This is a genomic window from Enterobacter sp. MALB-1 (assembly GCF_041021625.1).
GTDB lineage: Bacteria > Pseudomonadota > Gammaproteobacteria > Enterobacterales > Enterobacteriaceae > Enterobacter > Enterobacter oligotrophicus.
Map to the genome: position 1 here is coordinate 231,781 of NZ_JBDPJL010000001.1, position 24,136 is coordinate 255,916.

Annotated in this window: 20 protein-coding genes, 1 tRNA gene and 1 rRNA gene; 18 read left to right on the forward strand and 4 right to left on the reverse strand. The window is 55.2% G+C overall.

Annotated elements, in window-relative coordinates; translation table 11 throughout:
• The first annotated feature begins 3 nt into the window (after positions 1-3).
• Positions 4-2,265 carry a 5-methyltetrahydropteroyltriglutamate--homocysteine S-methyltransferase gene (gene metE / locus ABGB15_RS01120; protein WP_215723866.1) on the forward strand — a complete coding sequence of 754 codons (2,262 nt, stop codon included), beginning with the start codon at positions 4-6 and terminating at the stop codon, positions 2,263-2,265.
• Between the two features lie 46 nt (positions 2,266-2,311).
• On the opposite strand, the gene ABGB15_RS01125 is transcribed toward metE, so the two are convergent.
• On the reverse strand, positions 2,312-3,118 hold the full coding sequence (locus tag ABGB15_RS01125; protein ID WP_369064094.1) for a dienelactone hydrolase family protein: 807 nt from the start codon (positions 3,116-3,118) through the stop codon (positions 2,312-2,314).
• A 255-nt stretch (positions 3,119-3,373) separates the two neighbouring features.
• Between ABGB15_RS01125 and udp the strand changes: the two genes are divergently transcribed.
• The 9 genes from udp (at position 3,374) to tatD (ending at position 11,283) form a co-directional block, all read left to right on the forward strand.
• On the forward strand, positions 3,374-4,135 hold the full coding sequence (udp, locus tag ABGB15_RS01130; protein ID WP_003860792.1) for a uridine phosphorylase: 762 nt from the start codon (positions 3,374-3,376) through the stop codon (positions 4,133-4,135).
• A 138-nt stretch (positions 4,136-4,273) separates the two neighbouring features.
• Positions 4,274-5,731 carry a DNA recombination protein RmuC gene (gene rmuC / locus ABGB15_RS01135; protein WP_215723864.1) on the forward strand — a complete coding sequence of 486 codons (1,458 nt, stop codon included), beginning with the start codon at positions 4,274-4,276 and terminating at the stop codon, positions 5,729-5,731.
• A gap of 66 nt (positions 5,732-5,797) precedes the next feature.
• On the forward strand, positions 5,798-6,553 hold the full coding sequence (gene ubiE, locus ABGB15_RS01140; RefSeq protein ID WP_003860790.1) for a bifunctional demethylmenaquinone methyltransferase/2-methoxy-6-polyprenyl-1,4-benzoquinol methylase UbiE: 756 nt from the start codon (positions 5,798-5,800) through the stop codon (positions 6,551-6,553).
• 13 nt (positions 6,554-6,566) lie between these two features.
• Entirely contained in the window at positions 6,567-7,172 is a 606-nt protein-coding gene (ubiJ, locus tag ABGB15_RS01145) for a ubiquinone biosynthesis protein UbiJ (protein ID WP_152082652.1), read from the forward strand.
• The gene (ubiB, locus tag ABGB15_RS01150; RefSeq protein ID WP_152082651.1) at positions 7,169-8,809 is read left to right on the forward strand and encodes a ubiquinone biosynthesis regulatory protein kinase UbiB; all 1,641 of its coding nucleotides are present in this window, start codon (positions 7,169-7,171) and stop codon (positions 8,807-8,809) included. Before ubiJ ends, ubiB begins: the two co-directional genes overlap by 4 nt.
• A gap of 76 nt (positions 8,810-8,885) precedes the next feature.
• On the forward strand, positions 8,886-9,140 hold the full coding sequence (gene tatA, locus ABGB15_RS01155; RefSeq protein WP_152082650.1) for a Sec-independent protein translocase subunit TatA: 255 nt from the start codon (positions 8,886-8,888) through the stop codon (positions 9,138-9,140).
• Between the two features lie 3 nt (positions 9,141-9,143).
• Complete coding sequence (gene tatB, locus ABGB15_RS01160) at positions 9,144-9,686, forward strand: Sec-independent protein translocase protein TatB (protein WP_152082649.1); 543 nt, start codon at positions 9,144-9,146, stop codon at positions 9,684-9,686.
• Between the two features lie 2 nt (positions 9,687-9,688).
• Positions 9,689-10,459, forward strand: a complete 771-nt coding sequence (gene tatC, locus ABGB15_RS01165) for a Sec-independent protein translocase subunit TatC (protein WP_152082648.1) — start codon at positions 9,689-9,691, stop codon at positions 10,457-10,459.
• A gap of 41 nt (positions 10,460-10,500) precedes the next feature.
• Complete coding sequence (gene tatD / locus ABGB15_RS01170; RefSeq protein WP_215723863.1) at positions 10,501-11,283, forward strand: 3'-5' ssDNA/RNA exonuclease TatD; 783 nt, start codon at positions 10,501-10,503, stop codon at positions 11,281-11,283.
• On the opposite strand, the gene rfaH is transcribed toward tatD, so the two are convergent.
• The gene (gene rfaH, locus ABGB15_RS01175) at positions 11,280-11,771 is read right to left on the reverse strand and encodes a transcription/translation regulatory transformer protein RfaH (RefSeq protein WP_215723862.1); all 492 of its coding nucleotides are present in this window, start codon (positions 11,769-11,771) and stop codon (positions 11,280-11,282) included. The genes tatD and rfaH overlap by 4 nt on opposite strands.
• A gap of 170 nt (positions 11,772-11,941) precedes the next feature.
• On the opposite strand from rfaH, the gene ubiD reads away from it, so the two are divergent.
• Together ubiD and fre are read left to right on the forward strand one after the other, a co-directional pair.
• Positions 11,942-13,447: a 4-hydroxy-3-polyprenylbenzoate decarboxylase gene (gene ubiD, locus ABGB15_RS01180; protein WP_152082645.1), complete on the forward strand. Its 1,506-nt coding sequence runs from the start codon at positions 11,942-11,944 to the stop codon at positions 13,445-13,447.
• 30 nt (positions 13,448-13,477) lie between these two features.
• Positions 13,478-14,179 (forward strand): NAD(P)H-flavin reductase, encoded by a 702-nt coding sequence (gene fre, locus ABGB15_RS01185; protein WP_152082644.1) that lies wholly within the window; start codon positions 13,478-13,480, stop codon positions 14,177-14,179.
• Positions 14,180-14,331: 152 nt separating this feature from the next.
• Here the strand turns inward: fre and fadA are convergent, their stop codons facing one another.
• Together fadA and fadB are read right to left on the reverse strand one after the other, a co-directional pair.
• Complete coding sequence (fadA, locus tag ABGB15_RS01190) at positions 14,332-15,495, reverse strand: acetyl-CoA C-acyltransferase FadA (protein WP_152082643.1); 1,164 nt, start codon at positions 15,493-15,495, stop codon at positions 14,332-14,334.
• Between the two features lie 9 nt (positions 15,496-15,504).
• Positions 15,505-17,694 (reverse strand): fatty acid oxidation complex subunit alpha FadB, encoded by a 2,190-nt coding sequence (gene fadB / locus ABGB15_RS01195; RefSeq protein ID WP_215723860.1) that lies wholly within the window; start codon positions 17,692-17,694, stop codon positions 15,505-15,507.
• 190 nt (positions 17,695-17,884) lie between these two features.
• On the opposite strand from fadB, the gene pepQ reads away from it, so the two are divergent.
• The 6 genes from pepQ (at position 17,885) to ABGB15_RS01225 (ending at position 23,930) form a co-directional block, all read left to right on the forward strand.
• Entirely contained in the window at positions 17,885-19,216 is a 1,332-nt protein-coding gene (pepQ, locus tag ABGB15_RS01200) for a Xaa-Pro dipeptidase (RefSeq protein WP_215723879.1), read from the forward strand.
• Positions 19,216-19,830, forward strand: a complete 615-nt coding sequence (locus ABGB15_RS01205; protein ID WP_215723859.1) for an IMPACT family protein — start codon at positions 19,216-19,218, stop codon at positions 19,828-19,830. The genes pepQ and ABGB15_RS01205 overlap by 1 nt, the downstream gene beginning before the upstream one ends.
• 39 nt (positions 19,831-19,869) lie before the next feature.
• Positions 19,870-21,321, forward strand: coding sequence for a Trk system potassium transporter TrkH (gene trkH, locus ABGB15_RS01210; protein WP_152082640.1), 1,452 nt, complete (start codon positions 19,870-19,872; stop codon positions 21,319-21,321).
• Positions 21,322-21,331: 10 nt separating this feature from the next.
• Positions 21,332-21,877, forward strand: a complete 546-nt coding sequence (hemG, locus tag ABGB15_RS01215) for a menaquinone-dependent protoporphyrinogen IX dehydrogenase (protein ID WP_215723858.1) — start codon at positions 21,332-21,334, stop codon at positions 21,875-21,877.
• Between the two features lie 353 nt (positions 21,878-22,230).
• Positions 22,231-23,770: ribosomal RNA gene (locus ABGB15_RS01220) — 16S ribosomal RNA — on the forward strand.
• 84 nt (positions 23,771-23,854) lie between these two features.
• A tRNA-Glu gene (locus ABGB15_RS01225) sits at positions 23,855-23,930 on the forward strand.
• Positions 23,931-24,136: the final 206 nt, after the last annotated feature.

The window sequence follows — 24,136 nt, forward strand, 5'->3', positions numbered from 1 at the left end:
ACCATGACAATTCGCAATCACACCCTCGGTTTCCCTCGCGTTGGCTTGCGTCGCGAGCTGAAAAAAGCGCAAGAAAGCTACTGGGCGGGTAACGCTACCCGTGAAGAACTGCTGGCGGTGGGCCGCGAGCTGCGCGCCCGTCACTGGGATCAGCAAAAACAGGCGGGCATTGACCTGCTGCCGGTGGGCGATTTCGCCTGGTACGACCATGTTCTGACCACCAGCCTGCTGCTTGGCAACGTGCCGGCTCGTCATCAGAACAAAGATGGATCGGTGGATATCGATACCCTGTTCCGCATTGGCCGTGGCCGTGCGCCAACGGGCGAGCCAGCGGCAGCAGCGGAAATGACCAAGTGGTTTAACACCAACTATCACTATATGGTGCCGGAGTTCGTGAAAGGTCAGGAGTTCAAACTAACCTGGACCCAACTGCTGGATGAAGTGGACGAAGCGCTGGCGCTGGGCCATCAGGTGAAACCTGTGCTGCTGGGGCCGGTAACCTACCTGTGGCTGGGCAAAGTGAAAGGCGAGCAGTTTGACCGCCTCAGCCTGCTGAACGATATTCTGCCGGTCTACAAACAGGTGCTGATCGAGCTGGGCAAACGTGGCATTCAGTGGGTGCAAATCGATGAGCCTGCGCTGGTACTGGAGCTACCGCAGGCGTGGCTTGATGCCTTCAAACCGGCGTATGACGCGCTCACCGGTCAGGTGAAGCTGCTGCTGACCACCTATTTCGAAGGCGTAACACCGAACCTCAGCACCATCACCACGCTGCCGGTTCAGGGGCTGCACGTTGATCTGGTTCACGGCAAAGACGATGTCGCTGAACTGCATAAGCGACTGCCGGAGGAGTGGCTGCTCTCCGCGGGGCTGGTCAACGGCCGTAACGTCTGGCGCGCCGATCTGACAGAGAAATACGCGCAGATTAAAGACATCGTCGGCAAACGTGAACTCTGGGTGGCCTCATCCTGCTCCCTGCTGCACAGCCCGATCGATCTGAGCGTTGAAACCCGTCTGGATGCGGAAGTGAAAAGCTGGTTCGCCTTCGCCCTGCAAAAATGTGAAGAACTGGTACTGCTGCGCGACGCGCTGAACAGCGGCGACACGGCGGCGATTAGCGAATGGAGCGCACCGATCCAGGCGCGTCGTCACTCGGCTCGCGTACACAATCCTGCGGTCGAAAAACGTCTGGCGGCCATCACCGCCCAGGACAGCCAGCGTCAAAGCCCCTATGAGGTTCGCGCTGAAGCCCAGCGTGCCCGCTTCAACCTACCAGCGTGGCCGACCACCACCATCGGCTCCTTCCCGCAAACGACCGAGATCCGCGGCCTGCGTCTGGACTTCAAAAAAGGCAATCTGGATGCAGCCAACTACCGCACCGGCATTGCCGAACATATCAAGCAGGCGATTATCGAGCAGGAGCGCTTAGGTCTGGACGTGCTGGTGCACGGTGAAGCCGAGCGTAACGACATGGTGGAATACTTTGGCGAACATCTGGACGGCTTCGTCTTTACCCAGAACGGTTGGGTGCAGAGCTACGGCTCCCGCTGCGTAAAACCGCCGGTAGTGATTGGCGACGTCAGCCGCCCGGAAGCGATCACCGTGGAGTGGGCGAAGTATGCCCAGTCTCTGACCGACAAGCCGGTAAAAGGCATGCTGACCGGCCCGGTGACGATTCTCTGCTGGTCGTTCCCGCGTGAAGACGTGACCCGTGAAACCATCGCCAAACAGATTGCGCTGGCGCTGCGTGATGAGGTGGCGGATCTGGAAGCAGCAGGCATTGGCATCATCCAGATTGACGAACCGGCGCTGCGCGAAGGTCTGCCGCTGCGCCGCAGCGACTGGGATGCGTACCTGAAGTGGGGCGTGGAAGCGTTCCGCATCAACGCGGCGGTCGCAAAGGACGACACGCAGATCCACACTCACATGTGCTACTGCGAATTTAACGACATCATGGATTCCATTGCCGCGCTGGATGCGGATGTGATCACCATTGAGACATCGCGTTCGGACATGGAGCTGCTGGAGTCGTTCGAGGAGTTCGACTACCCGAACGAAATCGGGCCGGGCGTATATGACATTCACTCCCCGAATGTCCCGAGCGTCGAATGGATTGAGGCGCTGCTGAAAAAAGCTGCCCAGCGCATTCCGGCGGAACGCCTGTGGGTGAACCCGGACTGTGGCCTGAAAACCCGTGGCTGGCCGGAGACGCGCGCGGCGCTGGCGAATATGGTGAAGGCGGCGCAGAATCTGCGTCAGGCTTGATGAAATGCAGGCCCGGTAAGGCGTAGCCGCCACCGGGCTTTTATTTTTACGCTTTCTTGCCACCGTACTGGCTGAACCACGTCAGCATCCGCTGCCAGCCATCTTTGGCAGATTCTGCGTGGTAGCTCGGACGATAATCGGCATTAAACGCGTGTCCGGCATCCGGGTACACCACGATCTCCGCCTTCGCGTTTGCCGCGCGCAGCGCCTGGCGCATCGTCTCGACCGTATCAAGCGGGATGCCGGTGTCCTGGCCGCCATAAAGCCCCAGCACCGGAGCATTCAAATCCGTCGCGATATCAACGGGTTGCTTCGGTGAGTTCAACGTCTTTTCCCCCACCAGCTTGCCGTACCAGGCGACGGCGGCTTTGAGCTGCGGATTGTGCGCAGCATACAGCCAGCTTATGCGTCCACCCCAGCAGAAGCCCGTGACCATAAGACGGTGCGGGTCGCCGCCGTTGCGTGCCGCCCAGCTGGCAACGTGGTCCAGGTCGGCCAGCACCTGTGCGTCCGGCACTTTGCTGACCAGGTTGCTGAACAGCGTCGGGATATCGCTGTAATCGTTCGGATCGCCCTGACGGAAATAAAGCTCAGGCGCAACGGCCAGGTAACCTTCCAGCGCCAGACGACGGCAGAGGTCGCGAATATGTTCGTGAACGCCAAAAATCTCCTGAACCACAATCACGATCGGCAGCGGACCGTCTGCCGATTTTGGCCGCGCGTGGTAAGCAGGCATATTCTCCCCCTGCGAGGGAATAGACGTCTCACCTGCAGTAATGGCTTCTTCAGGCGTTGAGACGATGGTGGAAGCATGCGGAGCCGCAGCAGGTGCAAAACCGGTTTTTTCAGTCATGGCATTCTCCGTACCAATGAGTTAGCGCAAAGGTAAATATAGTCACCAGGTTAACAACCCACAGTGCCTTATACAGTCTATCTTTTGTGCAGCATCCCACGATATAACTTGTTAATGTGATGTAAATCACTATTTTGTGGAAATTAACTGCAATCATTTTCATTCATGGTGAGTTTCATCACGAAATTAAGCCCTTTGCTTCTGTAAAGTACCGTTTTACTTCTTCTGACTAACCGACCCACAGAGGAGTCACCTATGTCCAAGTCTGATGTTTTTCATCTCGGCCTCACTAAAAACGATTTACAAGGGGCTACGCTGGCTATCGTCCCTGGCGATCCGGAGCGTGTGGAAAAGATCGCCGCGCTGATGGATAAGCCGGTCAAGCTGGCTGCCCATCGTGAATTCACCACCTGGCGTGCAGAGCTGGATGGCAAAGCGGTGATCGTGTGCTCCACCGGTATCGGTGGCCCGTCTACCTCTATCGCCGTGGAAGAACTGGCACAATTGGGCATTCGTACTTTCCTGCGTATCGGTACTACCGGTGCGATTCAGCCGCACATTAACGTGGGCGACGTGCTGGTGACGACCGCGTCTGTGCGACTGGACGGTGCCAGCCTGCACTTTGCACCAATGGAATTCCCGGCAGTGGCGGATTTCGAATGTACCACTGCGCTGGTTGAAGCCGCGAAATCTGTGGGCGCAACCACCCACGTGGGCGTCACTGCATCCTCTGATACCTTCTACCCTGGCCAGGAGCGCTACGATACCTTCTCTGGCCGCGTGGTGAGCCGCTTCAAAGGTTCAATGGAAGAGTGGCAGTCTATGGGCGTAATGAACTATGAAATGGAATCTGCAACCCTGCTGACCATGTGCGCAAGCCAGGGTCTGCGTGCCGGTATGGTGGCGGGCGTTATCGTCAACCGTACCCAGCAGGAGATCCCGAACGCTGAAACCATGAAGCAGACCGAAAGTCATGCGGTGAAAATCGTGGTGGAAGCGGCTCGCCGTCTTATCTAGTCCTCCCTTTCAAGATAAAAGGCCGGCGCGTTCGGCCTTTATTTTTTGCGTAGCGCCTCGCAGGAAAACCCTTTCAAACTGGACGTTTATACAGCACAATTCTATTTTGTGCGGTAATACATTGATGCAGGGGGCATTGTGGATCTCTCAATCCTGATTTATGCGGTGATTGCGCTGGTGGGCGTGGCGATAGGGTGGCTGATTTCAAGTTATCAGCACGCGCAGCAGAAGGCCGATCAACTGGCAGAGCGCGAGGAGATAGTTGCTGGGTTAAGTGCGGCAAAACAGCAGCTTGCTCTGAGCGAACGCTGGCGTGATGAGTGCGAACTGCTTAACAATGAACTGCGCAACCTGCGTGACATCAACACCTCGCTGGAGGCCGATCTGCGCGAAGTGACCACCCGTCTCGAATCCACCCAGTTGCATGCGGAAGACAAAATCCGCCAGATGATTAACAGCGAGCAGCGCCTCAGCGAGCAGTTTGAGAACCTTGCCAATCGCATTTTTGAGCACAGCAACCGCCGCGTCGACGAGCAAAACCGTCAGAGTCTTAACAGCCTGCTGACACCGCTGCGCGAACAGTTGGACGGTTTTCGTCGTCAGGTGCAGGACAGCTTTGGTCAGGAGGCGCGTGAGCGCCACACCCTGGCACATGAAATTCGCAATCTCCAGCAGTTGAACGCGCAGATGGCACAGGAGGCGGTCAACCTGACCCGTGCACTGAAAGGAGATAACAAAACCCAGGGAAACTGGGGTGAAGTCGTCCTGACGCGCGTGCTGGAAGCCTCTGGTCTGCGTGAAGGGTACGAATATGAAACGCAGGTCAGCATCGAAAACGATGCCCGTTCGCGGATGCAGCCGGATGTGATTGTGCGTCTGCCGCAGGGTAAAGACGTGGTGATTGATGCCAAAATGACGCTGGTGGCCTACGAGCGCTATTTCAATGCCGAAGACGATTACACCCGTGAGTCGGCGTTGCAGGAGCATATTGCCTCCGTGCGTAATCACATTCGTCTGCTGGGCAGGAAGGATTATCAACAGCTTCCAGGTCTCCGCTCGCTCGACTATGTCCTGATGTTTATCCCGGTAGAGCCTGCATTCCTGTTGGCGCTCGACAGGCAGCCCGAACTGATCACCGAAGCGTTAAAAAATAACATTATGCTGGTCAGCCCTACCACGCTGCTGGTGGCGTTACGTACCATTGCCAACCTGTGGCGCTATGAGCACCAGAGCCGTAACGCACAGCAGATTGCTGACCGGGCCAGCAAGTTGTACGACAAAATGCGTCTTTTCGTGGACGATATGTCCTCGGTTGGGCAGAGCCTGGATCGCGCGCAGGATAACTATCGTCAGGCGATGAAAAAACTCTCCTCCGGGCGCGGCAACCTGCTGGCGCAAGCCGAGGCATTTCGTAGCCTGGGCGTAGAAGTGAAACGCGAGATTAATCCGGAATTGGTTGAACAGGCAACGGCTCAGGACGAGGAGTTTCGCCTTCGCGCAGGAGAGGGTGAGCAAAAGACAGACAACAAAGACAACGATTTAGCGGCGGATTTATCGCCAGAAGAGCAGCCGACGCGTTTCTTTCGCGGTGGTTGAAACGTAGGGCAAACGCGCCCAATCTGTTACACTTCACGAACATTTGACTGATTAGCAGGCTCTGAGATGGTTGACGATTCACAAGACACGACGCACTTTGGCTTTCAGACTGTCGCCAAAGCGCAGAAGGCTGACATGGTGGCCCACGTATTTCATTCCGTGGCGGCGAAGTACGATGTGATGAATGACTTGATGTCGTTCGGCATTCATCGCTTGTGGAAGCGCTTCACCATCGACTGTAGCGGCGTGCGTCGCGGACAAACGGTGCTGGATCTGGCAGGTGGCACCGGCGACCTGACGGCGAAATTCTCCCGTCTGGTGGGTGAAACCGGCCGCGTGGTGCTGGCAGATATCAACGATTCCATGCTGAAAATGGGACGCGAGAAACTGCGTAACATCGGCGTGGTGGGTAATGTGGAATATGTGCAGGCAAACGCGGAAGCGCTGCCGTTCCCGGATAACACCTTTGACTGCATCACTATCTCGTTCGGGCTGCGTAATGTGACCGATAAAGACAAAGCGCTGCGCTCCATGTACCGCGTGCTCAAGCCGGGTGGACGCCTGCTGGTGCTCGAATTCTCTAAGCCGATTATCGATCCGCTGAGCAAAGCCTACGACGCCTATTCGTTCCACGTTCTTCCGCGTATTGGTGAGCTGGTGGCAAACGACGCCGAGAGCTATCGCTACCTGGCCGAATCCATTCGTATGCACCCGGATCAGGACACCCTGAAAGCCATGATGCAGGATGCGGAATTTGAGAATGTTGAATACTTCAATATGACGGCAGGTGTCGTTGCGCTTCATCGCGGTTATAAGTTCTGAGTGGAGGTCTCCTGTGCCCTTTAAACCCTTAGTCACCGCAGGCATTGAGAATGCACTGAACGCCTTTTTGTACCGCGCACCGGCGCTGAAAACCGCACGTCAGCGGTTAAACGGAAAGGTTTTGCGTATTGTTTTAAAAGAGTTCTCGACGCCGCTTGTGCTGGTTTTCAGCGAACGCCAGCTTGACGTTCTGGGTGAGTGGGAAGGCGAGGCTGACTGCTCGGTTATTACGCATTTGAGCGTGCTGCCCAAACTACGAGATCGTCAGCGACTGACGGCGCTGATCCGCAGCGGCGAGCTTGAAGTTGAGGGCGACATCCAGGTCGTGCAGAATTTCGTTGCACTGAGCGATTTAGCCGAGTTCGACCCGGCAGAACTGCTGGCACCGTATATAGGCGATATTGCTGCAGAAGGGATGAGCAAAGCCATTCATGGCGGTACGGCTTTCCTGCGCAAAAGCCTGCAGCGACAACAGCGCTATGCGGCAGAAGTGCTCACCGAAGAGTGGCGTATGGCACCCGGACCACTGGAAGTGGCATGGTTTGCGGAAGAGACCGCAGCGGTTGAACGTGCGGTTGATGCGTTAACCAAACGGCTGGAAAAACTGGAGGGCAAATGACGCCTGGTGAAATTCGGCGCCTCTACTTTATCGTCCACACCTTTTTGAGTTACGGGCTCGACGAGCTTATCCCCAAAATGCGTATCACGCTGCCACTTCGAATCTGGCGGCGGATGTTGTTCTGGATGCCCAATCGCCATAAAGGTCAGCCGCTGGGGGAACGCCTGCGTCTGGCGCTACAAGAGCTTGGCCCGGTATGGATCAAGTTTGGGCAGATGCTCTCTACCCGCCGGGATCTCTTCCCGCCGCAAATTGCCGATCAACTGGCCTTGCTACAGGATCGCGTCGCGCCGTTTGACGGCGAAAGAGCGAAGAAACAGATCGAAGAGGCAATGGGAAATATTCCTGTTGAAACCTGGTTTGACGATTTCGACATCCAACCCCTGGCGTCTGCGTCTATTGCTCAGGTGCATACGGCGCGGCTGAAGGAAAACGGCAAAGATGTGGTGATTAAGGTTATTCGCCCGGATATCCTGCCGATCATTAAAGCTGACATGAAGCTGATTTATCGTCTGGCTCGCTGGGTGCCGCGTCTGCTCCCTGACGGACGTCGTCTACGCCCACTGGAAGTGGTGCGAGAATATGAAAAAACGCTGATTGATGAGTTAAACCTGCTGCGTGAGTCAGCGAACGCCATCCAGTTGCGCCGTAATTTCGAAGACAGCCCGATGTTGTATGTTCCTGAGGTTTACTCTGACTATTGCAGCCAGAACATGATGGTGATGGAACGTATCTACGGTATTCCGGTATCGGATGTGGTTGCCCTGGAAAAACAGGGGACTAACATGAAGCTGTTGGCCGAGCGTGGCGTGCAGGTCTTCTTTACCCAGGTGTTCCGCGACAGTTTTTTCCATGCCGATATGCATCCGGGAAACATTTTTGTCAGCTATGAGCACCCTGAGAATCCGAAGTATATCGGTATTGATTGCGGGATTGTGGGTTCGCTGAACAAAGAAGATAAGCGTTACCTCGCCGAGAACTTTATCGCCTTCTTTAACCGCGACTACCGAAAGGTGGCCGAGCTGCACGTGGATTCAGGCTGGGTTCCGCCAGATACTAACGTCGAAGAGTTTGAGTTCGCGATCCGTACCGTGTGTGAGCCTATTTTCGAAAAACCCCTGGCAGAGATCTCCTTCGGCCACGTTTTACTGAACCTGTTCAACACCGCGCGTCGCTTCAACATGGAAGTGCAGCCTCAATTAGTTTTACTTCAGAAAACATTACTTTACGTTGAGGGCGTAGGCCGCCAGCTCTATCCTCAGTTAGACTTGTGGAAAACCGCGAAACCTTTCCTTGAATCCTGGATTAAGGATCAGGTCGGTATTCCAGCGCTGGTGCGCTCTCTGAAAGAGAAAGGCCCGTTCTGGATTGAAAAAATGCCTGAAATTCCTGAACTGGTTTACGACAGTTTGCGTCAGAGCAAGAACCTTCAGCACAGCATGGATAAAATCGCTCGCGAGCTTCAATCCAGCCGCGTGCGCCAGGGGCAGTCACGTTATCTCTTTGGGATTGGGGCTACACTGCTGTTAAGTGGCACGTTGTTGCTGATCAATCGCCCGGACTGGCAAATGATGCCCGCCTGGCTGATGGCTGCAGGCGCTGTGGTCTGGCTTGCTGGCTGGAGAAAAACGCGCTGAATTAGCGTCGCTATCGACGGGTCGCATACGTATAATGCGGCCTGACTAATTAATCATCTGTCACTGGGGAACATGTATGGGTGGTATCAGTATCTGGCAATTGTTAATTATTGCCGTCATCGTTGTGCTGCTGTTTGGCACGAAGAAACTCGGTTCTATCGGTTCCGATCTTGGCGCATCTATCAAAGGCTTTAAGAAAGCCATGGGCGATGATGAGAATAAGCAGGATAAATCCAGTCAGGATGCGGACTTTACTGCTAAACCCATCGCCGACAAGCAAGATGAAGCCAAAAAGGAAGACGCTAAACGCCACGATAAAGAGCAGGTGTAATTCGTGTTCGACATTGGTTTTGGTGAGTTGCTGCTGGTCTTTGTGATTGGCCTGATTGTACTGGGGCCGCAGCGTTTACCTGTTGCGGTGAAAACCGTTGCGGGTTGGGTGCGGGCGCTTCGCTCGCTGGCAACGACTGTACAGAACGAGCTGGCGCAGGAACTTAAGCTCCAGGAGTTTCAGGACAGCCTGAAAAAGGTTGAGAAGGCGAGCATGGAAAACCTGACGCCAGAGCTGAAAGCCTCTATGGACGAACTGCGCGAAGCGGCGGAATCGATGAAGCGTTCTTACAGCATCAACGATCCTGAAAAGGCGAGCGATGAAGCGAATACCATCCATAATCCGGTGGTGAAGGGCAGCGAAGAGCAGCGCGAAGGGGTAACGCCTTCCAGCGCAGAGCATCAGGCCGCCGCGCCAGAACAGACGCCGCAGGAATCCGAAGTGAAAAAACAGGTGCAACCGGAAGAGCCCGTTGTTAAAGCGGCTGAAGTAAAGCCCGCCGCGCCCGTTTCCGAATCATCCCCCTCGTCGAGTGATAAAGCGTAAACATGGCAGTAGATGATACTCAACCGCTCATTACGCACCTTATTGAGCTGCGTAAGCGCCTGTTAAACTGCATTATTGCGGTTTGCCTAATTTTCTTATGCCTGGTTTATTTCGCCAACGATATCTACCAGGTGGTTTCTGCGCCGCTGATTAAGCAGATGCCGTTGGGTGCAACGATGATTGCAACGGACGTTGCCTCGCCGTTTTTCACCCCGATCAAGCTGACGTTTTGGGTTTCGTTGATTGCGTCTGCGCCGGTCATTTTGTACCAGGTCTGGGCGTTTGTGGCCCCGGCACTGTACAAGCATGAACGTAAACTGGTGATCCCGCTGCTGGTATCCAGCTCGCTGCTGTTCTATATCGGTATGGCGTTCGCCTATTTCGTGGTCTTCCCGCTGGCCTTTGGCTTCCTGACGCATACCGCGCCGGAAGGCGTTCAGGTGTCGACGGACATCGCCAGTTACCTCAGTTTCGTCATGGCACTGTTTATGGCCTTTGGCGTGGCGTTTGAAGTGCCGGTCGCGATTGTTCTGCTCTGCTGGGTGGGCGTAACCACGCCAGAAGATCTGCGAAAAAAACGTCCGTATATCCTGGTGGGCGCGTTTGTTGTTGGTATGTTGCTGACGCCACCGGATGTTTTCTCGCAGACTTTACTGGCAATACCGATGTACTGCCTGTTTGAAGTTGGCGTGTTCTTCTCGCGCTTCTATGTAGGCAAGCGACGTCCACAGGACGACGAAGACGACGAACCTGAAAAGACCACAGAAGAATAAAACCAGCCGCCCGTCAGGGCGGTTGTTATATGGGGATTAGCATGTTTGATATTGGGCTTAACCTGACCAGCTCGCAGTTTGCGAAAGATCGCGATGAGGTGGTTGCGCGCGCCTTTACCGCCGGTGTGAAAGGGCTTTTGCTGACGGGGACTAATCTTCATGAAAGTGAGCAGGCGCAGCTACTGGCACAACGCTACGCACACTGTTGGTCTACTGCAGGCGTCCACCCTCATGACAGTAGCCAGTGGACAAATAACAGCGCAGAGTCGCTCCATAAACTTGCTAAAACGCCAGAGGTGGTTGCCATTGGCGAGTGTGGGCTCGATTTTAACCGTAACTTCTCTACACCGGAGGAGCAGGAAAAGGCATTCACCGCACAGCTTGCGCTGGCCGCAGAGCTTGGGATGCCGGTGTTTATGCACTGTCGCGACGCGCATGAGCGTTTTCTCGCACTCCTGGAGCCGTGGCTGGACAAACTGCCGGGCGCAGTACTGCACTGCTTTACCGGTTCTCGTCAGGAGGCGCTTGATTGCCTTAATCGCGGTCTTTATCTGGGCATTACGGGTTGGGTCTGCGATGAGCGCCGCGGATTAGAGCTTCGTGAGTTGCTGCCTGTGATCCCGGCCGACCGCCTGCTGGTTGAAACGGATGCACCGTATCTTCTCCCGCGCGATATGAAACCAAAACCAGCTTCGCGGCGTAACGAACCGGCTTATCTGGGGCATATTGTTGAGAGCGTCGCGCACTGGCGCGGGGACGATCCGCAGTGGCTGGCGGCGCAGACGGATGACAATGTGCGCCGCGTGTTCGGGGTGCAGTTTTAAACTTTGCGGAAGTCGGTGTTTTTAACGCTCTGTAACACCTGCTTGTTCAACAGATTGAGGAGCAGCATGGAGCGTGCTTCGCCATCCGGCTCAGAAAAGATAGCCTGTAATCCTTCAAAAGCACCTTCGGTGATCACCACGCTGTCACCCGCGTAAGGGGTCTCAGGGTCGGTGATGCCTTCAGGCTGTTGATAGACAGAAAGCTGGTGAATAACCGATGAAGGCACCATTGCCGGATGGGCACCAAAACGCACAAAATGGCTGACGCCGCGCGTGGCGCTAATGGTTGTGGTGTGGATCACTTCCGGGTCAAATTCAACGAACAGATAGTTCGGAAACAGAGGTTCACTGACCGTTGCGCGTTTCCCACGCTGCATTTTTTCAAGCGTGATCACGGGCGTCAGGCAGTTTACCGACTGACGTTCAAGATGTTCCTGCGCGCGCTGAAGTTGCCCGCGTTTGCAATACAGTAAATACCAGGCCTGCATAATCACTCTTTCCCTTAGTTCGGGGCGCAAGCATATCAAAACCCTGGCGGGATCGCTAAGGTGATTATAATGGCCTGAAAGGGAGTAAGTAGCGGAAGTTCACGCTAATTTAACAAAATTACAGCATCACGCTGGCTTACGCCGTATAATGAAGCGCTTACAGAGAGGCCATGACTAACTGCATGAAATACCACGATCTACGCGACTTCCTGGCGCTGCTGGAAAAGCAGGGCGAACTCAAACGCATTACGCTCCCTGTTGATCCTTATCTGGAAATGACAGAAATTGCTGACCGCACTCTGCGTGCCGGTGGCCCTGCTCTGCTGTTTGAAAACCCGAAAGGCTACTCTATGCCAGTGCTGTGCAACCTGTTTGGTACGCCTAAGCGCGTGGCGCTCGGTATGGGGCAAGAAGATGTCACGGCGTTGCGTGAAGTGGGTAAGTTGCTGGCCTTTTTGAAAGAGCCGGAGCCGCCAAAAGGCTTCCGCGATCTGTTCGACAAACTGCCGCAGTTTAAGCAGGTGCTGAACATGCCAACCAAACGCCTGCGCGGTGCGCCGTGCCAGCAAAAAGTGCTGGAAGGTGATGCGGTTGACCTGACCCGTATCCCGATTATGCAATGCTGGCCTGAAGATGCCGCACCGCTCATTACCTGGGGGCTGACCGTTACGCGTGGCCCACACAAAGAGCGGCAAAACCTCGGAATTTACCGTCAGCAACTGATTGGCAAAAACAAGCTCATCATGCGCTGGTTGTCCCATCGCGGCGGCGCGCTGGATTTCCAGGAGTGGTGTGCGGCACATCCGGGCGAGCGTTTTCCGGTATCCGTGGCGCTGGGTGCTGACCCGGCCACGATTCTGGGAGCCGTCACGCCTGTCCCCGATACGCTCTCTGAATATGCGTTTGCGGGCCTGCTGCGCGGCACCAAAACCGAAGTTGTGAAATGTATTTCTAATGACCTGGAAGTACCGGCCAGCGCTGAGATTGTGCTGGAAGGGTATATTGAGCAGGGTGAGCTGGCACCGGAAGGACCATACGGCGACCACACAGGTTATTACAACGAAGTTGATCACTTCCCGGTGTTCACCGTGACGCACATTACGCAACGTGAAGATGCGATCTACCACTCGACGTACACGGGGCGTCCACCGGATGAACCGGCGGTACTGGGCGTGGCGCTGAACGAAGTGTTCGTGCCCATTCTGCAAAAGCAGTTCCCGGAAATCGTTGATTTCTATCTGCCGCCGGAAGGGTGTTCCTATCGTCTGGCAGTCGTGACGATGAAGAAGCAGTATGCCGGTCACGCTAAACGCGTGATGATGGGCGTATGGTCTTTCCTGCGTCAGTTTATGTATACAAAATTTGTTATCGTCTGCGATGATGACGTCAACGCCCGCGACTGGAATGACGTTATCTGGGCCATTACCACGCGTATGGACCCCGCGCGTGATACGGTGTTAGTGGAAAACACACCGATAGATTATCTGGATTTTGCCTCGCCGGTTTCCGGTCTTGGCTCAAAAATGGGACTGGATGCCACGAATAAATGGCCCGGCGAAACCGAGCGTGAATGGGGTCGCCCGATCAGAAAAGATCCTGCCGTGACCGCGCGAATTGACGCGATCTGGGACGAACTGGCCATAATGAGTAACGGTAAATCTGAAGCTGACCGTTAAGCCCTATAGACTTCCCGACAGAGAGAGCGAATGACAACCTTAAGCTGTAAAGTGACCTCGGTAGATGCTATTACCGACACCGTATATCGCGTCCGTTTAGTGCCTGAAGCGGCATTCTCTTTCCGCGCTGGTCAGTACCTGATGGTCGTGATGGATGAGCGTGATAAGCGTCCTTTCTCGATGGCTTCCACGCCCGCAGAGCAGGAATTTATTGAGCTTCATATCGGTGCGTCTGAGCTTAACCTGTACGCGATGGCCGTGATGGACCGCATTCTGAAAGAACGTGAAATCGTGGTGGATATTCCGCACGGCGAAGCCTGGCTGCGTGAAGACGAGGACCGTCCGCTGATCCTGATTGCCGGTGGTACAGGTTTCTCCTATGTGCGCTCCATTTTGTTGACTGCACTGGCGCGTAACCCTAATCGTGATATCACCATCTACTGGGGCGGCCGCGAAGAGAAACATCTTTACGATCTGTCTGAGCTGGAAGCACTGAGCGTGAATCATCCTCACCTGCGCGTTGAGCCGGTTGTCGAGCAGCCGGAAGAGGGCTGGCGCGGGCGTAGCGGAACGGTGCTGACGGCAGTATTGCAGGATTACGGTACGCTGGCAGAACACGACATCTACATCGCGGGTCGTTTTGAGATGGCGAAAATTGCCCGCGACCTGTTCTGTAACGAACGTGGTGCACGTGAAGATCGTCTGTTCGGTGATGCGTTTGCGTTCATTTAAATAAAAAACCCGCCCCTGACAGGCGGGAAGAACGGCAACTAAACTGTCTCTCTTCGCCAACAGCGGTGAGATACCTCTCGTAGGCCGGGAAAGCGTAGCGCCTCCCGGCAAAAGCCCGATGGTGCGATGCTTATCGGGCCTACGTTATAGCCTTACACTCTCTCAAACACCGTCGCGATACCCTGACCCAGCCCGATACACATCGTCGCCAGACCAAACTGGGCATCTTTGCGTTCCATCAGGTTGAGCAGCGTGGTGCTGATACGTGCACCGGAGCAGCCCAGCGGGTGACCCAGCGCGATCGCGCCGCCGTTGAGGTTAATCTTCTCGTCGATCTGCTCCATCAGCCCCAGATCTTTAATGCATGGCAGGATCTGCGCGGCGAACGCTTCGTTCATCTCAAACAGATCGATATCGCTGGCGGTTAATCCCGCTTTTTTCAGCGCCAGCTTCGAGGCCGGAACCGGGCCGTAGCCCATGATTGAAGGATCGCAGCCGACGACGGCCATCGAACGCACGCGGGCGCGCGGCGTCAGGCCCAGCTCACGGGCACGGCTTTCGCTCATCACCAGCATCGCGGCTGCACCGTCAGACAGCGCAGACGAGGTGCCCGCCGTCACCGTACCGGTCACCGGATCAAAGGCCGGACGCAGCGTGGAGAGGGCTTCAACGGTCGTTTCCGGGCGGATCACTTCGTCGTAGTTGAACTGCTTCAGTACGCCGTCAGCATCGTGGCCACCGGTTGGGATGATCTCATTCTTAAACGCACCGGACTGCGTGGCAGCCCAGGCGCGAGCGTGTGAACGTGCGGCGAATGCATCCTGCATTTCACGGCTAATACCGTGAAGGCGGGAGAGCATTTCGGCGGTCAGCCCCATCATGCCCGCAGCTTTCGCCACGTTACGGCTCATGCCTGGATGAAAATCCACGCCGTGGCTCATGGGAACATGGCCCATATGCTCTACGCCACCCACCAGGCATGCCTGCGCATCACCGGTCATGATCATGCGTGCCGCGTCGTGCAGCGCCTGCATTGACGAACCACACAGACGGTTAACGGTGACGGCCGGAACGGAATGTGGGATTTCCGCCAGCAGCGAGGCGTTGCGGGCGATGTTGAAGCCTTGCTCCAGGGTCTGCTGCACGCAGCCCCAGTAGATATCGTCGAGCGCAGCGGGGTCCAGCGCCGGGTTACGCGCCAGCAGGCTACGCATCAGGTGCGCGGAGAGATCTTCCGCACGCACGTTCCGGAAAGCACCGCCCTTTGAACGGCCCATCGGGGTGCGAATTGCATCAACAATGACAACCTTTTCCATTGTGACTCCTTAAGCCGTTTTCAGCTCGCCAACCGGACGGGCTGGCTCCACTGCTGGATAATAGGGTTCGTTATGGCGCGCTTTGTTACGCAGACCTTCCGGCACTTCATACAGCGGGCCGAGGTGCTGGTATTGCTGAGCCATATCGAGATAGCGGGCACTGCCGAGCGTATCCAGCCAGCGGAACGCGCCGCCGTGGAACGGAGGGAAACCGAGGCCGTAGACCAGCGCCATGTCGGCTTCTGCCGGGCTGGCGATGATGCCTTCTTCCAGGCAACGCACCACTTCGTTGATCATTGGAATCATCATGCGGGCGATGATCTCGTCGTCGGTGAAGTCGCGTTTTGGCGGGCATACGTCGGCCAGCAGGCCATCCACCGCCGGATCTTCTTCTTTCTTCGGTTTGCCTTTGCTGTCTTCTTTATAGCGCCAGAAGCCCAGACCGTTTTTCTGCCCGAAGCGGTTGGCGTCGAACAGCGCGTCAATCGCGTCGCGATAATCTTTCTGCATACGCTGCGGGAAGCCTGCCGCCATCACCGCCTGCGCGTGATGGGCAGTGTCGATGCCGACGACGTCCAGCAGATACGCCGGGCCCATCGGCCAGCCGAACTGTTTTTCCATCACTTTGTCGATTTTGCGGAAATCTGCGCCGTCGCGCAGCAACTGGCTGAAACCGGCAAAGTAGGGGAACAGCACGCGATTAACAAAGAAGCCAGGGCAGTCGTTCACCACAATCGGCGTTTTGCCCATTTTGCTGGCCCACGCCACCACCTTCGCAATGGTTTCGTCAGACGTTTTTTCACCACGGATCACTTCGACCAGCGGCATGCGGTGTACCGGGTTGAAGAAGTGCATCCCGCAGAAGTTTTCCGGGCGCTTCAGCACGCTCGCTAGCTCGCTAATCGGAATAGTGGAGGTGTTAGACGCCAGCACGGTATCAGGGCGAACCTTGTCTTCGGTTTCCGCCAGTACCGCTTTTTTGACTTTCGGGTTTTCGACGACGGCCTCAACCACCACGTCCACACGGTCAAAACCGCTGTATTCCAGCGTCGGCTGGATAGTGGCGATCACGCCTGCAAGTTTCAGCCCATCAATCTTGCCGCGCTCCAGTTGTTTATTCAGCAGTTTGGCCGCTTCGGTCATGCCCAGCGTCAGGGATTTATCGCTGATATCTTTCATCACCACCGGCACGCCTTTCCAGGCCGACTGGTAAGCGATTCCGCCGCCCATAATGCCAGCGCCGAGTACCGCTGCGTGTTTTGGCGTTTCAACGTTTTTGGTCAGCTGTTTGGCTTTGCCTTTCACGAACTGATCGTTAAGGAAGATACCGACCAGCGCACGGGCTTCGTTGGTGTGCGCCAGCGGCACAAAGCTCTGGTTTTCGAGTTTCAGGGCTTCATCCCTGCCCAGACGAGCCGCCGCTTCAATGGTTTTCACCGCCGTGATTGGGGCCGGGTAGTGTTTACCCGCCGTCTGCATCACCATGCCTTTGGCGATGGTGAAACTCATAGTGGCTTCAATTTTGCTGAGCTTTAACGGCTCCAGCTTCGGCTGACGTTTGGCTTTCCAGTCGAGATCGCCGTTAATGGCCTGACGCAGGATGGCGATGGAGCCTTCAATCAGTTTTTCTGGCTTAACCACGCCGTCCACCAGGCCGATTTTTTGCGCCTGTTCCGCGCCGACATCTTTACCGGCAGCGATGATCTCCAGTGCGCTATCGGCACCCAGCATGCGCGGCATACGCACAGAGCCACCAAAGCCCGGCATGATGCCTAGCTTCGTTTCCGGCAGGCCAATGCGCAGGTCTGGCGTCGCCAGTCGGTAGTCGGTTGCCAGCACACACTCGCAGCCGCCGCCCAGCGCGTAGCCATTAACGGCGGAGATCGTAGGAACGGGCAAATCTTCCAGGCGATTAAAGACGCTATTGGCAAAATGCAGCCACTGGCTCAGTTGTTCTTCAGGCACCAGGAACAGCGAGAGGAATTCGGTGATATCGGCACCGACAATAAAGGCTGCTTTGTTGGAGCGCAGCAGCAACCCTTTTAAATCAGATTGCTTTTCAAGTACATCCAGCGCCTGGCCAAGACTGGCCACCGTCGCGGTATCGAGCTTATTCACTGAGCCGGGGGCATCGAACACCAGTTCGGCGATGCCATCTTCCAGCCAGTCTACGTACAGGGTGTCGCCTTTGTAGAGCATGTCAGTCTCCTGAATCCAGCAAGTGGATCTGGTCATACCAGATGAGACGGAGTGTGGAATTTATGTTAATAAAATGCAAATTACTCATTAAGAAATTGCTGCATTGATCACGGTCGGTGGAAATCACGCAGCCGGAGTCAGGTGTGCTAAGATGCGAGGACTTGAGGTCAAAAAAACGAAAGGAAGAATGATGGACTCACTGGCTTCGCTCTATAAAAATCATATCGTTACCCTACAGGAACGTACCCGCGATGTACTGGCGCGCTTTAAACTGGATGCTCTGCTGATCCACTCCGGCGAGCTGATGAATACATTTCTTGATGACCATGCCTATCCCTTCAAGGTCAACCCGCAGTTTAAAGCCTGGGTGCCGGTAACACAGGTTCCCAATTGCTGGCTGCTGGTGGATGGCGTGAATAAGCCGAAACTGTGGTTCTATCTGCCGGTGGATTACTGGCACAACGTGGAACCGCTGCCAACCAGCTTCTGGACGGAAGAAGTGGACGTCATTGCATTACCAAAAGCCGACGGCATTGGCAGCCAGCTGCCTGCTGCGCGCGGTAACATCGCCTATATTGGCCCGGTGGCGGAGCGTGCGCTGGGTCTGGATATTCCGGCGGACAAACTCAACCCGAAAGGGGTGCTGGATTATCTGCATTACTATCGCGCGTATAAGACCGACTACGAACTTTACTGCATGCGTGAAGCGCAAAAAACGGCTGTTACCGGCCACCGCGCGGCGCACGAAGCGTTCCTGTCCGGCATGAGCGAGTTCGATATTAACCAGGCCTACCTGACTGCCACCGGTCATCGTGATACCGACGTGCCTTACAGCAACATCGTTGCGCTCAATGAACACGCATCTGTTCTGCACTACACCAGACTGGATCACCAGGTTCCGTCCGAAATGCGCAGCTTCCTGCTGGACGCCGGTGCAGAGTACAACGGCTACGCGGCAGACCTGACCCGTACCTGGGCGGCGAATGGCGACACCGATTTTGCACACCTGATTAAAGACGTGAACGATGAGCAACTGGCGCTTATCAGCACCATGAAAGCGGGCACCAGCTATGTGGATTACCATATTCAGTTCCATCAGCGCATCGCGAAACTGCTGCGTAAGCATCAGATTGTGAAAGACATGAGCGAAGAGGCGATGGTGGAGAACGATCTGACCGGGCCATTTATGCCTCACGGTATTGGCCACCCGCTGGGTCTGCAGGTTCACGACGTTGCAGGCTTCATGCAGGATGATACCGGTACGCACCTGGCGGCACCGTCTAAATATCCTTACCTGCGCTGCACCCGTATTCTTGCGCCGCGCATGGTGCTGACGATTGAACCGGGGATCTACTTTATTGAATCGCTGTTAGCGCCATGGCGTGAAGGGCAGTTCAGTAAGCACTTCAACTGGGAAAAAATTGACGCGCTGAAGCCGTTTGGCGGCATTCGCATCGAAGATAACGTGGTGGTTCACGAAAACGGTATCGAGAACATGACGCGAGACCTGAAGCTGGCCTGATGGATAGCTGGCTGATACCGGCTGAACCGGTCACCTTTGTTGAGGAAATCAAGAAAAGCCGCTTTATTACGCTGTTGGCACATACCGATGGCGTAGAGGCGGCAAAGGTGTTTGTCGAGTCCGTCCGGGCTGAGCATCCTGACGCCCGTCACCACTGCGTGGCGTGGGTGGCAGGGCCACCGGACGATTCACAACAGCTGGGGTTTTCCGATGACGGTGAACCGGCAGGCACGGCCGGTAAACCCATGCTCTCTCAACTGATGGGCAGCGGCGTGGGCGAGATAACCGCCGTAGTGGTTCGCTATTATGGCGGTATTTTGTTAGGCACAGGAGGGCTGGTTAAAGCCTACGGTGGCGGTGTCCAGCAGGCACTTAATCTGCTGATAACAACCCGCAAAACGCCACTTACCGAATATACTTTGTTATGCGATTACGCCCAGCTCTCGGGTATAGAAACGCTGCTTAAGCAATTTAACGGTGTGATTGCACACAGTGAATATGAGGCAATGGTGCAATTACGCGTGGCGCTTCCTCAGGCGGAACTGGCTGCTTTTTCAGCAAAACTGGCTGATTTTAGTCGCGGCTCGTTGCAATTGCTGCCGATTGAAGAATAATCCCCACCTCACTTTTGAATACCAAAGGAAGCGGCAGAGATGCATTTTCGTGCCATTACCCGAATCGTTGGACTGCTGGTCATACTCTTTTCCGGGACGATGATTCTCCCTGGACTGGTGGCACTTATCTACCGGGACGGTGCGGGGCGCGCGTTTACCCAGACGTTTTTTGTCGCGCTGGCGATTGGCTCGCTGCTGTGGTGGCCTAACCGCAGGGAAAAGGGGGAGTTGAAATCTCGCGAAGGGTTTCTGATTGTGGTGCTGTTCTGGACGGTGCTGGGAAGCGTCGGTTCGCTGCCCTTTATCTTCTCTGAACAGCCCAATCTGAGTATTACCGATGCATTCTTTGAGTCCTTCTCTGGTTTAACCACCACCGGAGCGACAACGCTGGTGGGGCTGGATTCGCTACCGCACGCCATTCTCTTTTATCGCCAGATGCTGCAATGGTTCGGCGGGATGGGGATCATCGTCCTGGCCGTGGCTATCCTCCCTATTCTGGGCGTCGGTGGGATGCAGCTCTATCGCGCTGAAATGCCTGGCCCGCTAAAAGATAACAAGATGCGCCCGCGTATTGCTGAAACGGCGAAAACGCTGTGGCTGATCTATGTGTTGCTGACGGTGGCCTGCGCGCTGGCGCTGTGGTTTGCCGGAATGCCCGCTTTCGATGCCATCGGGCACAGCTTTGCGACTATCGCCATTGGTGGATTTTCCACGCACGATGCCAGCGTGGGCTATTTCGACAGCCCGACAATTAACACCATTATTGCTATTTTCCTGCTGATCTCCGGCTGTAACTACGGCCTGCACTTCTCTTTACTGAGCGGGCGCAGCCTGAAGGTGTACTGGCGCGATCCGGAGTTTCGCATGTTTATTGGCGTCCAGTTGACGCTGGTAGTTATCTGTACGCTGGTGCTGTGGTTCCATGATGTCTATAACTCGGCGGTAACGACGCTAAACCAGGCCTTTTTCCAGGTCGTGTCGATGGCAACCACGGCGGGCTTTACCACAGACAGCATTGCGCGCTGGCCGCTCTTCCTGCCGGTACTGCTGCTGTGCTCTGCGTTTATCGGGGGCTGTGCGGGGTCAACGGGCGGGGGCCTGAAGGTCATTCGTATTCTGCTCTTGTTCAAGCAGGGGAATCGCGAGCTGAAACGCCTGGTCCACCCGAACGCGGTATACAGCATCAAGCTGGGAAATCGAGCGCTGCCGGAACGTATCCTCGAAGCGGTGTGGGGTTTCTTCTCGGCGTATGCGCTGGTCTTTATCGTCAGCATGCTGGCCATCATTGCGACAGGTGTGGATGATTTCTCAGCATTCGCCTCCGTTGTAGCAACGCTGAATAACCTGGGGCCTGGGCTGGGGGTGGTGGCGGATAACTTTGCCAGCATGAACCCGGTCGCGAAGTGGATCTTGATTGCCAATATGCTGTTCGGGCGTCTTGAGGTCTTTACGCTACTGGTCCTGTTCACCCCAACATTCTGGCGCGAGTAAGGAGTCGTCGGTGAAAACACTTATTCTTTTCTCTACGCGAGACGGACAAACGCGTGAGATTGCCTCTTATCTGGCGTCTGAATTAAAAGAACTGGGCATTTACTCGGATGTGGTGAACCTGAATCGGGCGGAGCTGATAGCCTGGCAGGAATACGATCGCGTGGTGATTGGCGCATCTATTCGTTATGGACATTTCCACCCCGCGCTGGATCGTTTTGTGAAAAAGCATAAGGACGTGCTCAATAAGCTGCCCAGTGCGTTCTACTCGGTCAATCTGGTTGCCCGTAAAGCAGAAAAGCGTACGCCACAAACTAACAGCTACACGCGCAAGTTTTTGCTGAACTCTCCCTGGCAGCCAAAACTTTGTGCGGTCTTTGCCGGGGCGCTGCGTTATCCGCGATATCGCTGGTATGACCGCTTTATGATCCGTCTGATTATGAAGATGACTGGCGGGGAAACGGATACACGTAAAGAGGTGGTTTATACCGACTGGTCGCAGGTGGCCAGTTTTGCGCGGGAAATTGCGCATTTAACCGGCGATTCGCGGTTTAAATAAGCGTAAAGTTTGAAAAGTGAGCGAACGAAAAGTTTTTTGTATTTTGTGCTTGTCACCTCAGAATAACTCCCTATAATGCGCCTCCACTGACACGGAACAACGGCACACACGCCGCCGGGTCAGCAGGGAAAAGCGAAAACAAACGCTTGACTCTGAAGCGGGAAAGCGTAATATGCACACCCCGCGCCGCTGCGAAAGCGAAGCGGCACTGCTCTTTAACAATTTATCAGACAATCTGTGTGGGCACTCAAAGTGACATGGATTCTTAATGTCTTCGGACAATAAATGAATACCAAGTCTCTGAGTGAACATACGTAATTCATTACGAAGTTTAATTCACGAGCATCAAACTTAAATTGAAGAGTTTGATCATGGCTCAGATTGAACGCTGGCGGCAGGCCTAACACATGCAAGTCGAGCGGTAACACAGGGAGCTTGCTCCTGGGTGACGAGCGGCGGACGGGTGAGTAATGTCTGGGAAACTGCCTGATGGAGGGGGATAACTACTGGAAACGGTAGCTAATACCGCATAACGTCGCAAGACCAAAGAGGGGGACCTTCGGGCCTCTTGCCATCAGATGTGCCCAGATGGGATTAGCTGGTAGGTGGGGTAATGGCTCACCTAGGCGACGATCCCTAGCTGGTCTGAGAGGATGACCAGCCACACTGGAACTGAGACACGGTCCAGACTCCTACGGGAGGCAGCAGTGGGGAATATTGCACAATGGGCGCAAGCCTGATGCAGCCATGCCGCGTGTATGAAGAAGGCCTTCGGGTTGTAAAGTACTTTCAGCGGGGAGGAAGGCGATAAGGTTAATAACCTTGTCGATTGACGTTACCCGCAGAAGAAGCACCGGCTAACTCCGTGCCAGCAGCCGCGGTAATACGGAGGGTGCAAGCGTTAATCGGAATTACTGGGCGTAAAGCGCACGCAGGCGGTCTGTCAAGTCGGATGTGAAATCCCCGGGCTCAACCTGGGAACTGCATTCGAAACTGGCAGGCTGGAGTCTTGTAGAGGGGGGTAGAATTCCAGGTGTAGCGGTGAAATGCGTAGAGATCTGGAGGAATACCGGTGGCGAAGGCGGCCCCCTGGACAAAGACTGACGCTCAGGTGCGAAAGCGTGGGGAGCAAACAGGATTAGATACCCTGGTAGTCCACGCCGTAAACGATGTCGACTTGGAGGTTGTGCCCTTGAGGCGTGGCTTCCGGAGCTAACGCGTTAAGTCGACCGCCTGGGGAGTACGGCCGCAAGGTTAAAACTCAAATGAATTGACGGGGGCCCGCACAAGCGGTGGAGCATGTGGTTTAATTCGATGCAACGCGAAGAACCTTACCTGGTCTTGACATCCACGGAAGTTTTCAGAGATGAGAATGTGCCTTCGGGAACCGTGAGACAGGTGCTGCATGGCTGTCGTCAGCTCGTGTTGTGAAATGTTGGGTTAAGTCCCGCAACGAGCGCAACCCTTATCCTTTGTTGCCAGCGGTCCGGCCGGGAACTCAAAGGAGACTGCCAGTGATAAACTGGAGGAAGGTGGGGATGACGTCAAGTCATCATGGCCCTTACGACCAGGGCTACACACGTGCTACAATGGCGCATACAAAGAGAAGCGACCCCGCGAGGGCAAGCGGACCTCATAAAGTGCGTCGTAGTCCGGATTGGAGTCTGCAACTCGACTCCATGAAGTCGGAATCGCTAGTAATCGTGGATCAGAATGCCACGGTGAATACGTTCCCGGGCCTTGTACACACCGCCCGTCACACCATGGGAGTGGGTTGCAAAAGAAGTAGGTAGCTTAACCTTCGGGAGGGCGCTTACCACTTTGTGATTCATGACTGGGGTGAAGTCGTAACAAGGTAACCGTAGGGGAACCTGCGGTTGGATCACCTCCTTACCTTAAAGAACCTGCCTTTGTAGTGCTCACACAGATTGTCTGATGAAAAGTAAACAGCAAGGCGTCTTGCGATTGAGACTGTACGTCCCCTTCGTCTAGAGGCCCAGGACACCGCCCTTTCACGGCGGTAACAGGGGTTCGAATCCCCTAGGGGACGCCAAGCGTTAACTGATGAGGTCAGACCTCCCAGGGGACGCCACTTGCTGGTTTGTGAGTGAAAGTCACCGACCTCCATATCTCAAAACTCATCTTCGGGTGACGTTTGAGATATTTGCTCTTTAAAAATCTGGATCAAGCTGAAAATTGAAACGACACATCTTAATGGTGTGTTCGAGTCTCTCAAATTTTCGCAATCAGAAGTGAAAC